This is a genomic window from Leptolyngbya sp. AN10, assembly GCF_050565645.1.
Classification (GTDB): Bacteria; Cyanobacteriota; Cyanobacteriia; order Leptolyngbyales; family Leptolyngbyaceae; genus Leptolyngbya.
Genome location: NZ_JBNXVP010000003.1, coordinates 1 through 13,156, shown reverse-complemented (window position 1 = coordinate 13,156; position 13,156 = coordinate 1). Strand labels below are relative to the sequence as shown.

At 47.7% G+C, this 13,156-nt stretch carries 11 protein-coding genes; 5 read left to right on the top strand and 6 right to left on the bottom strand.

Annotated features, from left to right (window positions below; genetic code table 11):
* Positions 1 to 130 precede the first annotated feature (130 nt).
* A complete protein-coding gene (cphA, locus tag ACQ4M5_RS04855) occupies positions 131 to 2,833 on the bottom strand; it encodes a cyanophycin synthetase (RefSeq protein ID WP_430674479.1) in 2,703 nt (900 codons plus the stop codon).
* Positions 2,834 to 3,078: 245 nt separating this feature from the next.
* Positions 3,079 to 3,921, bottom strand: coding sequence for a cyanophycinase (locus tag ACQ4M5_RS04850; RefSeq protein ID WP_430674478.1), 843 nt, complete (start codon positions 3,919 to 3,921; stop codon positions 3,079 to 3,081).
* A 209-nt stretch (positions 3,922 to 4,130) separates the two neighbouring features.
* Here ACQ4M5_RS04850 and trmD point away from each other — a divergent pair, with 209 nt between their 5' ends.
* The 4 genes from trmD (at position 4,131) to ACQ4M5_RS04830 (ending at position 8,612) form a co-directional block, all read left to right on the top strand.
* On the top strand, positions 4,131 to 4,856 hold the full coding sequence (gene trmD, locus ACQ4M5_RS04845; RefSeq protein ID WP_430674477.1) for a tRNA (guanosine(37)-N1)-methyltransferase TrmD: 726 nt from the start codon (positions 4,131 to 4,133) through the stop codon (positions 4,854 to 4,856).
* Entirely contained in the window at positions 4,853 to 5,794 is a 942-nt protein-coding gene (locus ACQ4M5_RS04840; protein ID WP_430674476.1) for a DUF1517 domain-containing protein, read from the top strand. The genes trmD and ACQ4M5_RS04840 overlap by 4 nt, the downstream gene beginning before the upstream one ends.
* Complete coding sequence (locus ACQ4M5_RS04835) at positions 5,791 to 6,024, top strand: DUF6737 family protein (RefSeq protein WP_430674475.1); 234 nt, start codon at positions 5,791 to 5,793, stop codon at positions 6,022 to 6,024. Before ACQ4M5_RS04840 ends, ACQ4M5_RS04835 begins: the two co-directional genes overlap by 4 nt.
* A 980-nt stretch (positions 6,025 to 7,004) precedes the next feature.
* Complete coding sequence (locus ACQ4M5_RS04830; protein WP_430674474.1) at positions 7,005 to 8,612, top strand: ATP-binding protein; 1,608 nt, start codon at positions 7,005 to 7,007, stop codon at positions 8,610 to 8,612.
* A 43-nt stretch (positions 8,613 to 8,655) separates the two neighbouring features.
* On the opposite strand, the gene ACQ4M5_RS04825 is transcribed toward ACQ4M5_RS04830, so the two are convergent.
* The 4 genes from ACQ4M5_RS04825 to ACQ4M5_RS04810 all read right to left on the bottom strand — a co-directional run bounded on the left by ACQ4M5_RS04825 (position 8,656) and on the right by ACQ4M5_RS04810 (position 11,953).
* Positions 8,656 to 8,865 (bottom strand): hypothetical protein, encoded by a 210-nt coding sequence (locus tag ACQ4M5_RS04825; RefSeq protein WP_430674473.1) that lies wholly within the window; start codon positions 8,863 to 8,865, stop codon positions 8,656 to 8,658.
* 106 nt (positions 8,866 to 8,971) lie between these two features.
* The gene (dnaK, locus tag ACQ4M5_RS04820; RefSeq protein WP_430674472.1) at positions 8,972 to 10,882 is read right to left on the bottom strand and encodes a molecular chaperone DnaK; all 1,911 of its coding nucleotides are present in this window, start codon (positions 10,880 to 10,882) and stop codon (positions 8,972 to 8,974) included.
* A gap of 305 nt (positions 10,883 to 11,187) precedes the next feature.
* Positions 11,188 to 11,697 carry an Hsp20/alpha crystallin family protein gene (locus ACQ4M5_RS04815; RefSeq protein WP_430674471.1) on the bottom strand — a complete coding sequence of 170 codons (510 nt, stop codon included), beginning with the start codon at positions 11,695 to 11,697 and terminating at the stop codon, positions 11,188 to 11,190.
* Positions 11,698 to 11,797: 100 nt separating this feature from the next.
* Positions 11,798 to 11,953 carry a hypothetical protein gene (locus ACQ4M5_RS04810; protein ID WP_430674470.1) on the bottom strand — a complete coding sequence of 52 codons (156 nt, stop codon included), beginning with the start codon at positions 11,951 to 11,953 and terminating at the stop codon, positions 11,798 to 11,800.
* A 115-nt stretch (positions 11,954 to 12,068) separates the two neighbouring features.
* On the opposite strand from ACQ4M5_RS04810, the gene ACQ4M5_RS04805 reads away from it, so the two are divergent.
* Positions 12,069 to 12,632, top strand: a complete 564-nt coding sequence (locus ACQ4M5_RS04805; RefSeq protein ID WP_430674469.1) for a hypothetical protein — start codon at positions 12,069 to 12,071, stop codon at positions 12,630 to 12,632.
* The last annotated feature ends 524 nt before the right edge of the window (positions 12,633 to 13,156 follow it).

Sequence of the window (13,156 nt, the reverse complement as noted above, 5' to 3'; positions counted from 1 at the left end):
TTTTCTATGTACGGAGGTAGTATACCGCTGCTTTTGTCTTTGTCAAATGAATAAAATTTTTATTTAACAATCTGAGGGCGAAGACGCGATCGTGCAATTGTGCCAATCGCGTCTCTACAAATGAATGCGTTTATGGAGTTGGAATTGCCTCGCGGGAAGTAACAAACTGCGATCGTGTATGATTCATACCGCTCACCGTTGCTACCGGAGTCATGACCTGAACTGCGTTACGCTCCTCAATGATCTTGATCGCTCTCGTCACACTTTCCGGCAAGATCACAACTAAACTTCCTGGAGTTGCACTATCTAATGCGGTCTGAATTGCAGTAGTTTCATCCAGAATCGTTTCATATCGAGCCTCTGGTTTCGTTGCCTGAAGTCCTTGCTCGATGAATGTTGCAGTATTACCGCGATCGCGTCCTCGGTTGTCGTCATCCTCTTTGATAATGATGCGATCGAACAATTCAGATGAGAGTTGTCCCAACAGCACAAAATCTTCATCTCGTCGATCGCCTGGTGCACCAATGACACCAATGCGCTCTCCTTCTTTCCAGTTCTGGACGAATCCACCGAGTGCTTGATAGCTATGCGGATTATGGGCGTAATCGATCAGCACGTGGAAATGTCCAAGGCTGAATAGATTCATTCGTCCCGGTGTTTGTTTGCTCGATGCTTGGAAAGTCATCAATGCGGCGCGAATATCTTCGATCCGAACTCCTTGAGCAAATGCCGCTAAACTTGCTGCGAGGGCATTTGCAATCATAAACGGAGCGCGTCCACCTAATGTAAGTGGAACATGGATTGCTTGCTCAATTCTCAGCGTCCAGTCCCCTTTGAGAATCGAGAGATAGCCATTTTCGTAAACGGCTGCTAATCCACCGCGCTGAGTATGCGATCGAATCAATTCATTCTCTGGATTCATCGAGAAATAAGCAATCTGCGCGGTCGCTCGACTTGCCATTGCAGACACTAACGGATCATCAGCATTCAGAACCACATAGCCTTTGGGTAGTGCAGATTCAGCCACAACGCTTTTGACTCGCGCCATTTCATCGATCGTATTAATATCGCCCAGTCCTAAGTGATCTGCTGCAACGTTCAGAACGACACCGACATCACAAGCATTGAACGCTAAACCCGATCGTAGAATTCCACCTCTCGCACTTTCCAGCACTGCGACTTCAACGGTGGGATCTTGCAGAATCAATTGTGCGCTCTGAGGTCCAGTATTATCTCCTGGTTCTACTAGATAGTCACCAATGTAAGTTCCGTCTGTAGTGGTGTAGCCGACGACTTGATTCGTTTGCTTGAACAAATGAGCAATTAAACGAGTCGTGGTTGTTTTTCCATTCGTTCCAGTAATTGCAATGATCGGGATTCGTCCATTGCTCCGCTGTGGAAACAACATATCAATCACAGGTTCTGCAACATTGCGAGGAATTCCTTCACTCGGTGAAACGTGCATTCGGAAGCCAGGAGCAGCATTCACTTCAACAATTACGCCATCCATTTCGCGTAAGGGCTTAGAGATGTCATCCGTCACGACATCAATTCCAGCAATGTCTAAACCAATGATTTTTACAACTCGTTGAGCTAACCAAATATTTTCAGGGTGAATCACATCAGTTCGATCGATAGCAATTCCCCCCGTACTTAAGTTCGCTGTGGCTCTGAGATAACAGATTTCACCTTCAGGCAACACCGTTTCTAAGTCATATCCTTTCTGCTCTAACAACTCCCAAGAAGTTCGATCGAGTTCAATCTTCGTCAAAACATTATCGTGTCCTGTTCCTCGACGCGGATCACCATTCGTTTCATCGATCAACTCTTGAATCGTCGATCGACCATTCCCAACAACATGAGCCGGAACTCGTTCAGCCACCGCAACGACTTTTCCATTGACCACTAAAACTCGGTGATCGCGTCCTTGATAGAACCGCTCGATAATCACCGATCGAGAAACTTCTTTTGCTGCGTCGTAAGCTGCTTCTGCTTGCTGCCAACTCGTAATATTGATCGTAATTCCGCGACCATGATTGCCATTCAGCGGTTTGATCACGATCGGATAGCCGCCGACTTCCTCGATCGCATCTTCCAACTCATCCAGATAGTTCACAACAGTTCCACGAGGAACAGGCACACCCGCCGATCGCAGCATTTGTTTTGTGCCTTCTTTATCCGAAGCAAGCTCAACTCCGAGAATTCCAGTGTGATTGCTCAAAGTGGCTTGAATCCGCTTTTGATGCACACCAAAGCCGAGTTGGATCATCGATCGCGCTCCCAGTTCCATCCAGGGAATATTCCGCGATTCGGCTTCTTTCACCAACGTTTCTGTACTTGGACCTAACGAACATTCTGCTGCAATATCGAGCAGATCTTTCAAATCTTGCTCTAGTTCATTTTTCGGATAATGTCCGGTTTCAACGATCGTTTGGCAAATTCTCACAGCGGCTCTGGCAGCATACCGTCCAGCCTTTTCGTGAATATATTCGATCGCGACTTGGTAAATCCCTGGTTCAGCCGTTTCACGAGTCCGACCAAACCCGACAGGCATTCCTGACAGTTCTTGTAGCTCTAAAGCCACGTGTTCGATGATATGCCCCATCATCGTGCCTTCCCGCATCCGCTCCAGGAATCCGCCTCGATAGCCCGGAGAGCAAAAATGATCGACTAGAGAAGGCAACAATTCGACCAAGCCTTCATAGAACCCAGGAATCAAATTAGAAGGTGACTCAGCTAGTTCCTCCAAATCCAGGCGCATTAAAACAACTTTGTGGCGACGAATGCTCCAGTAATTGGGACCGCGTAACGTTTGAACTTTGAGTATCTTCATAAAGCTTCAATTCGGGGATACTGGCTGGGAATGAGAACACGAAAATCGAAATCAGGAAATTAGCCTCAAGACCAACTTCCTAGTTTCAGCGGCAATCTGAGCGGGGATTTGTTCATGGTAAACAGTTTGTGTAAAGAACTGTTGCCTCCAAAGGTCGCAATTTTAGGTCAAATTACACCAATGCGAAACGGTTTCTAACCGCACGATACTAGACTTGTCGATCGACTTGCTTTCAAAACATCTATCTATGCACGATCCCAGAAGGGTGACTTCCGAGAATTCCGAATCAGCATCGATCGCTTTCGTAAGTCAAATCGACAACCCGCACTTAAAACATGCAGCCGCAAATTTCCCATACACAGCGGATCAGTTTTTTCGATCTCTGCCTGATTCGTGTAGGTCATTTCGCCTGGATCAAGAATTGTCACGGCTCCTTTTCCAAGCACTTGAAGAATCCCATCGCCTTCAAACAGCGCACAGGTATCCTCATCAATGCCAATTCCCAACAGCGTCGGATGTGCCACGATCGCGCTCATAAGCCGCGCCATCCGGTTCCGATTGTGAAAATGCTGATCCACAAGAATATCTGGAATGATCCCCAACCCTAGCGTCATATCAACGAGAGAATGATTGGGCGATTCTCCACTCCCGCCGCCTGCAATCATGTGATATCCCATGACAGCCGCGCCCGCACTGGTTCCGGCAAGCGTAATTTCTCCTGATTGGGCACGCGATCGCACAATATCCATCACGGGCGTATCCGAAAGCAAGCCACAAAGCCGCAACTGGTCGCCTCCCGTCAAAAATACACCCGTACACTCACTCACATAGCCTTGCAGTTCTGGCAAATCGCCCTGAGCGCGATCGAGAATATTCAGCACCTTGACTTCTTGTGCGCCCATCTCCGTAAAAATCGTTTGGTAACGTTCACCAATCACGACGGGTTCACGCGAAGCGGATGGAATAATGGCGATTCGGGCATCACTCCCTCCGCAACGCCAAAAGAAGTCACGGAGAATTTCTCGACCGTGGAGTTTATCTTCTGCGCCGCCAATCACCATAATGGCGGTCTTGAGGGACTGAGGCATCTGCGGTTTCAACGATTGCAAGACTGACTCTAGCATGAAGGATGAAGAATATAAGAACGGAGGGCGATTGACGATCGAGAATTCAGTTTAGGATCAAGTGGGTGAGGTTGGCATCAGATATTGAAATTGTGCGATCGTCTTTTCTATGACTTTCAATCATGCCAAATTATTAATTCTTTGTTAACGCTATTCTGTTTTTTCTTATCAACATGCGCTTCGATATTGTGACGTTATTTCCCGATTTCTTTGAGTCGCCCCTAAAATCTGGGCTGCTAGGGAAAGCGTTGGCGAAACAAATTGCTGAGGTTCACTTAACGAATCCACGTGATTTTGCAGTGGATAAACATCGCCGCGTAGACGATGAGCCTTACGGGGGCGGGGTTGGCATGTTGATCAAGCCAGAGCCGATTTTTGCTGCGGTGGAATCTTTACCCGTCTTGCCCAGGCGCGAAGTGATTTTTGTAACTCCGCAAGGGGAGCCGATGCAACAATCGATGCTGAAAGAATTTTCGACAAATTTCGATCAGATTGTCATCATTTGCGGACATTACGAAGGAATCGACGAGCGAGTGATGAGTTTGGTCACGCGGGAAGTTTCGCTGGGGGATTTTGTTCTGACCTGTGGAGAAATTCCAGCGTTAGCATTATTAAATGGAACGATTCGCCTGTTGCCGGGTGCGATCGGGAAAGAGGATTCGCTGAAATTCGAGAGTTTTGAAGCGGGTTTGCTCGATTATCCGCAATATACTCGTCCGCCTGTGTTTAGAGGATTAGAGGTTCCAGCCGTTCTACGATCGGGCAATCACGCCGCGATCGATCAATGGCGCACTCGACAACAAATTGAGCGAACCCGTCTCCGCCGTCCGGATTTGTACCAATGCTGGCTAAAGCAAACCGGGCAAAATAATCAAGATGAGATTAATCCCCAACCATGAAAAAGTTCTCTCTTCTGTGTGCCACCCTTGCGAGTACTGCTCTATTAAACTCGCTCCAGATTCCGATGCCGTTCCGATCGTCTGAGATGCTGCTCGATTCTGCGGCGTATGCGAGACGCAGTGGAGGACGCAGCGGAGGTGGGTCATTTAGTCGTCCTTCGAGTGGCTCTCGTCGCAGCGGTGGATCAGATTCGGGTGGGTCAGTCGCGCCTCGATCGTCTGGCGGTGGAGTTTACTACGGTGGATATGGCGGCTCTTACTACGGTGGTGGCAGCATTGTCTTGCTCATCGTGGCACTGATTCTGATTGGGGGAGCGGGTTTCTTTGTTTGGTATCTGCTCAAGAGTGGTAAGAAGAAAGGCGGCGAACTTGAGAATGATACGGTGACTGTGACCAAAGTTCAGGTGGGATTATTAGCGGAAGGTCGCGCCATTCAACCTCAACTCGCTGAGATCGTTCAAGAAGCAGATACAGAAACACTCGAAGGACTTCACGCAGAATTGCAAGAGGCAGCGTTAGCCCTGTTGAGAATGCCGGAAAACTGGAGTCATGTTCAGGCAAGTTCCAAGACGGTGAAAACGCGCGATGAAGCGGAAAAATTGTTTGGTCAATTGTCGATCGCGGAACGCACAAAATACACCACAGAAACACTCACGAATGCAAACGGTAAGCTCGTACACAAAGAGTTCGATCTTGATCCAGACAAAGATCCCGCTTCTTACATTGTGGTTACTTTGCTAGTTGGAACCGCAGACGACAAGCCATTGTTCTCTGAAATCCGCACAACTGAAGCTTTGAAAGATGTGCTTTATCAACTTTCCAGTCTCAATCCTGATTATCTAATGCGGTTTGAACTGCAATGGACACCGCAAGTAGAAAGCGATAGTTTGACCTACGATGAGATGTTGTTGGAATATCCTGAAATGCTGCAAGTATGAAACACTCGACAAACATTTGGGAGTATAAACCTTGGTGGTGTCAGCCCTGGTCGATTCTACTTACAGGCGTAGGATTGATCAGTGGCAGTTGGGTATTGTTGCACTCGATTTGGATCTCGATCGTAGTTTCAATTCCAGTGCTAACTTGGATGGGTTTTTTCCTGCTCATCTATCCAAAGGCAATGTCAGAAAGTTTATACGACTCCGCGAACGATCGATCTTCTTCGTAGCGCAATTTCGTTTCGGTTGACTCGCGTAAAGAACTCCACCCTATTATTCGTCAAGGACTCAAAAGTATGCTGGAGTCGAATTCTGCTATGCAGGTAATCGGAGAAGCCGAAAGATGCGTTTGGATGCGAAAGCCTATTTGCTCAAAGACACAGAGCTAGATGAACTGGCTTTAGCAATTCGCTCTGTTCACAAGGGACATACGCATTTAGAACCTGGATTGTTTGAAAAAGCACTGAACTCGATCTCTCCTCCTCTTCGGCATTTCTCCCTCTGCGATCGCTTCGGGAGTTTACAAATACGCTTCGGGAGATCTCAGATTCTCTCCAGGAGTTTAGAAATTTGCTTCAGGAGTTTGCAGATTGACTCTGGCAGGTTACGGATTGACCTTGGGAGTTTACAAATGCACTCAGGGAGTTTATAAATGCGCTCCATGAAGTCTCGGACTGACCTTGGGAGTTGACGGATTGTCTCTAGGAGTTCACGAATGCACTCTGGGAGTTCACAGCAACTTCATCCGCGATCGCAAATTACAACCCAAAGGTGGCGAAGTTCCCGTCGCTTAGGCAAATCTGAACGTAAGAGACCCTCCCGGTTCTCCACGAGTTCAAACTGTGAAATTATTTTTTGACGAGCAGAATGCTTCACACGGTATCTTGCTCAACGCGCTAGACGGTTCGGTAAGCGCTGTCCTACCGCCCGAACGCTTTTATAGAACAAGCGGTGAAACGGTACGCTCAATTTAGCATTTTGTTGGGAGAGCGATCGCAGCAGTCAATTCGAGTTTATGAGCGTTCAGCATAGTGAAGAGACTATAAGCAGCAAGAGAATTGGCTGGATTATAGGCGTGATTCATGCGATCGGATACACGATCGAAGCAAAAAAATAAGGGGGTTAGCGATGAAGTCTTACGTTAGACAACGATTTTTCCCTAAATGGGGGAAATCTAACAAGCATAGTCGTAATAAAAAATCGCGGGTCGATGTTCAAGCTCCTTCGTTACTTTTCAATCACCAGTTTGATTGCCCTTGGTACTGCCTCAGGATTATCCGGCATGATGTATCGGCAGCACGCAACCGACGATCTGATTAAGTTTGGCGAACATGAAAATATTATGCTCACTCGCAGCTTTGCAAACTCTTTGTGGTCAGAATTCAAACCGTTTTTGCTTTCTGCGAGTAACCTGAGCGACGAGCAACTCAAACACCATTCAGAAACGCAACGGCTCCATGATGCGGTTCGGAATCAAACCCAAAATTTATCCGTTGTTAAGATCAAAATTTTTGATTTGAAAGGGCGCACAATCTTTTCCACCGAGAAGGACAACATCGGACAAGACTACTCGGATCGTCCTGGTTTTCGCCAAGGGCTTGCAGGAGAAGTTGCTACTAAACTTGATCACCGGAATAGGTTGAATGCAATCACTGGAACAATCGTTGATCGTCAATTAATTTCGAGTTATGTTCCTTTAGAATTGAAAGCCGCAGATGGCACGACTCAGATCGAAGGTGTGTTTGAGCTATACAGTGATGTCACGCCGCTCGTTGCCGAAGTGGAGAAGACGCAAAAATTCGTTTTTCTCATCAGTGGCGCAATTTGGGGAGGCGTGTATCTGGTTTTGTTTTTGATTGTCAAACGGGCTGACACCATTATCCAAAAACAGTATCAACTCCAACAGCAGACAGAAGCTTCACTGCGAGACTCTGAGCAGGTGGCACGTCAAAAGTCTCAACAATTAGAAAGTGCCCTTGAAGAACTCAACAAAACCCAGATACAGCAAGTGCAGGCTGAGAAGATGGCGAGTTTGGGTCAAATGATTGCCGGAATTGCCCATGAAATCAATAACCCGGTGAATTTTATTCACGGCAATTTGCAATACGTCGATGAATACACTCAACAACTACTCAATATTATTGCAGCCTATCAATCGCACTACCCCCACGCGCCGCAAGAACTTCAACAGGAACTTGAACAAGCAGAACTTGATTTTCTGGCAGCAGATCTGTCTCGTGTGCTTCAGTCGATGCAAGTTGGTTCTGATCGTATTCGAGATCTTGTTCTAGCCTTACGAAATTTTTCTCGCTTAGACGAGGATGGTGCTAAAGCGGTCGATCTGCATGAAGGCATTGATAATACTTTAATGCTGTTGCAACATCGCCTGAAAGCAACGCCCGATCGTCCTGCGATCGAGGTCATCAAAAACTATGGTCAGTTACCAGCGATCGAGTGCTATCCAGCGCCTTTGAATCAGGTATTTATGAATCTGCTCAGCAATGCGATCGAGGCGATCGATGAGATGCAGCAAAAATCAGCAATCAAACCGGGTCAAATTCGGATTTCTACCGATATCAATAACCAAGCTCAAGTGAAAATCGTCATCGCTGACAATGGTTCTGGCATCTCTGAATCCGTGAAACAAAAAATTTTCGATCCATTCTTCACCACTAAACCTGTGGGTAAGGGAACTGGGCTGGGATTGTCTATTAGCTATCAAATTATTACTGAGAGACACTGTGGCACGTTGGACTGTCTTTCCGTCGAACGAGAGGGAACTCAATTCGTGATTCAAATTCCTGCGGCATTATCATGAATTCGACAAATGGTGAAAGTGATGAATCACGATTACTGCCGTATCAACTTGACAGTTTAACGATCGTACAAACTTTCTGAAGTCTTGGTTCAGCTTCACCGTATTTCCAAAGATGATACTCACGCCGGATCTCTTCTAGAGCATCGATTCTCGCTTGACAGGATTGAGAGCGCCAATAAGCGACATCTCGATTCGGCGCTCTCATACTAATCTTGCTAACAACTGGCACTATTCGACGAGAAGAATCTTGCATACGCTTAGTCAGTTGCTACTTCTGAATTATACAAGGTTCACTCAACAAAAAAGCTGGTAGACCCAGCAAAGGAATCTACCAGCCTAATCATTCAATCCACTAGAACTTACTTCGACTCAGTGAAGTCAGCGTCAATCACATCATCACCACCCGTCGAACCTGTCGAACCGCCACCTGCACTTGCACCTGGATCAGCGCCCGGAGCTTCACCGCCACCCGCTTGCTGATAAAGGTTTTGGCTAATGCCGTACAGCGATTGTTGCAGATCGGTTTGTAAGGTCTTGATCCGATCGAAGTCTTCTTGTGCGATCGCGTCTCTCAAATCCTTAACCAATCCTTCCACCTTGGTCTTGTCAGCTTCAGGCACTTTATCGCCCAATTCGCCGATTTGCTTCTCAGCTTGGTATGCCAGCGAATCCGCTTGGTTCTTCAGATCAATCCGCTCACGGCGTTCTTTGTCTGCGGTCGCATTCACTTCCGCATCACGAACCATGCGCTCGACATCATCCTTCGGCAAGGTCGAAGCACCTGTGATGCTAATCGATTGTTCCTTACCAGTCCCTTTATCTTTTGCAGAAACGGTCAAGATACCATTCGCGTCGATGTCAAAGGTCACTTCGATTTGAGGAACACCACGGGGAGCGGGAGGAATACCATCCAAGCGGAAGGTTCCGAGGCTCTTGTTGTCGTTCGACATTTCGCGCTCACCTTGCAGCACATGGATTTCTACATTGCTTTGTCCATCTACCGCAGTCGAGAACACTTCAGACTTCTTGGTCGGAATCGTAGTGTTGCGAGGAATGATCTTGGTCATCACGCCACCCAAGGTTTCAACACCGAGGGAGAGCGGAGTCACGTCGAGCAAGAGAATGTCTTTCACTTCTCCAGCCAAGACACCTGCTTGAATCGCAGCACCGACCGCAACCACTTCATCCGGGTTCACAGTCTGGTTCGGGTCTTTGCCGAGAACGCGCTTCACAACTTCCTTAACTGCCGGAATCCGAGTCGAACCACCGACGAGGACGACTTCATCGATCTTGCTCTTGTCGAGTTTCGAGTCACGCAGTGCGGATTCTACGGGAATGCGGCATCGATCGATTAAATCTGCACACAATTCCTCAAACTTCTGACGGGTCAGAGTCGTATCTAGGTGCTTCGGACCGTCTTGGGTTGCAGTGATAAACGGTAAGTTAATATCCGCTTGCGTCACGTTGGAAAGCTCGATCTTCGCTTTCTCAGCAGCTTCGGTTAAACGCTGAAGGGCTTGCTTATCTTTGCGAAGGTCAATGCCTTCTGCACGAGCAAAACCATCAGCAAGGAAGTCTACGATCTTCTTGTCGAAGTCGTCACCACCCAAGTGAGTGTCACCAGAGGTAGCAAGAACTTCAAACACTCCGTCGCCCACTTCTAGGATCGAGACATCGAACGTACCACCACCCAAGTCAAAGACAAGGATCGTTTCGTTGCTCTTCTTATCCAAACCGTAAGCCAGCGATGCAGCAGTCGGCTCGTTGATAATTCGGAGCACTTCGAGACCTGCAATCTTACCTGCGTCCTTGGTCGCTTGGCGCTGAGAGTCATTAAAGTAAGCGGGAACTGTGATCACCGCTTGAGTGACATCTTCGCCCAGATACTTACTAGCATCTTCTTTCAGCTTGCGGAGGACTTGAGCAGAAATCTCTTCCGGTGCAAACTGTTTGCCTTGTGCGGTACAGTCAAGTTTCACATTACCGCCCGCATTTAGGACTTTGTACGCCACTTCGGTCGCTTCATGCGTGATTTCATCAAATCGACGACCGATAAACCGCTTCACAGAGTAAAAGGTATTCTCTGGGTTCATCACGGCTTGGCGCTTCGCGATTTGACCGACTAAGCGATCGCCATTTTTCGCGTATCCAACCACGGAAGGAGTCGTCCGAAACCCTTCTGCATTCGCAATTACAGTGGGCTTCCCACCTTCCATCACAGCGACACACGAGTTTGTCGTTCCTAGGTCAATTCCAACAACTTTTGCCATATTGGTGCTTCGGCTCCATCACTATCAAATGCTTTGTTCAGGGTAGGGGACTGGCATCAGTGCCAGAATCGGTTCGGGGCGGCGGGACTCAAACGGGTAAGCTTGCTCAGTGCCACCAAAGCATCCTTCAATCCCCTACCTAATATACTGTTCGGCTTCATGCGTTCCATGAAGGGGTGTTTACCGTACCTACCGAACCGATTGGGGGACGGTTGGGAGTGGGGAGTGGGGAGTAGGATAAGCGGTATCGTTCGCGTAAAGGAACTGAAATCGCAATCCCCACCCCCTACTCCCCACTCTTATCTCTAGCTATTCCAGAGATCAGCGGTGTCTGCTTCAGGAGCAGCTTCGGTCTGAGGCGCTTCTTGAGCAGCGACCGCAGGCATATCCGTTCCAGTGAGGTTCAATTTGACGATCGCAGGCTTCACCGCTTGCAAACGGGGTAGCGTGAGCGTCAAGATACCGTCTAGGAATTCAGCTTTGACTTGATCGTTCTGAATGGCAGCGGGCAGCGAAATCACGCGGCTAAACTTGCCATATCGGAACTCAGAGCGAAATCCTTTGGCATCGGTTTGATCAAACTGACGTTCGCCAGTGATTGCGATCGCATCTCTTCCAACTTGCACGTCAACGTCTTCGGCTTTGATGCCAGGGAGTTGAACGCGAACGGTAAAACCGTCTTCGGTGGTGTGGAACTCGATCGCAGGTGTCCACAGTGCTTCACGGGTCGGCATCAGTTCATTGAAGAGTTGATTAAACTGACGACGCGCTAATTCCATTTCTTGCCAAGGAGTCAAACGAGGAGAAGTCAACATAATCAGTGTTTAAGAGAGAGGAGTGATTAGCGGTTTGTTTTGTCCGCTCTTGATGTTTCTACTTTAAGAAGAATAGAGCGCGATCGCATTGGGGCAAACCCTACTGGGTAAGGGGTAGTTGCCGATAAGCGGAAGCGGGATGAGGTACGGTCTGCCGCTCGATCAATAGGGTTTGCCGATGAATTAAGCGATCGGGTTCAAGGATTGAGCGCTCTCCTGTTCGTAACGATGCTTGAATGTATTTAACTGAAGACATCTATGCCAACCTCGAAAGCGAAATTCGGATTATTCAGAAAGACTCAGTAAAATAAACACACAACCCTACACCACCCTTATCACTGGGCAGGGTTTATCCATACAGGTACACTCGTATGATGACAAATGCTGATCCCACTCCTGCCAAAGCTTTCATCCTGGCACTGTCAAGGCTTGATCAACCGTTGTCACAATCTCTACAGGAAGCAGTTCATCAACTGATGACGACTCTGAGAAACAACAGTCCATGGATTAACGACGAAATCCGTCAGCTTGTCGAGCAGAACTCTCACCTGAAAAAGCTTTACGAGGATGCCTACAACGAGCTTGAAACGCATTATCAGCAACAGGAAAGAGCAAAAAGTCTTGACATCGTGTTTCCAAGAGAAGCCGACCCGTGGGATAGATTTATCCAAATTGTTACAGCAGATGATCCAGTCTCAGCCGCTCGCCAAACGCTTCAGCACCCTAATTCACAGCCCAGCAATTCTAGAGAAACCTTCTGGGACAGAAGCGATCGTATTGCCGTGATGACCGCAGGCGGCGCATTTCTTGGAGGCGCGATCGCTCACCTGCTCGCTGGAAACGCATTCGTCGCAGTCGGCGCGATCGGCGGTGCGGTCTTGGCTGCAATCTATGGGTGGTATATTGGCTTCGGCAAAATAAAATCGAATCTCTAGATGCGGACGGAACTGCTTGTTTGGTTTATCTTGACTATTGTATTGACTGGAGCAGTTCTAGTTTGGAGAAAGAACCATCAACTCCCTTTGTTGAAGTCTGAAAAATTTGTCGTTCTTGCTTTGGCAAATGGTGGTCTGATTGTATTTGCCAAAGTTTTGCAGAAAGCTCTTTTTAATGAAGATCTACAAAAGATACTAGATTGGGATGGGAGTATTGCGCTCTGCGTTGGCTCTGGTTTTAGGCTTTACCTATCAGAAAAAGAGATCTGGAAATTGTTCAAGCCATAAGGTCGGTTCGACAGAGTGAGCCGAATGGAAAATCGAATCCGCAGATGTTCGGAAAAGTTTGTTAATTGCATCTAAATCAAGTTGGGCACTTCTAAGAGGGTGTTTGAAAAGTATAAAAAGCGGCTTTGCTGCGTTGCCAGTCCGCCCGGAGATTCATTTCCGGGCTAATGGAAGAAACCCCGCTGAAGCGGGCTAAGAGAGCAATACGGAGTTCTTAGCCCAGTTTAGTGGGCTTC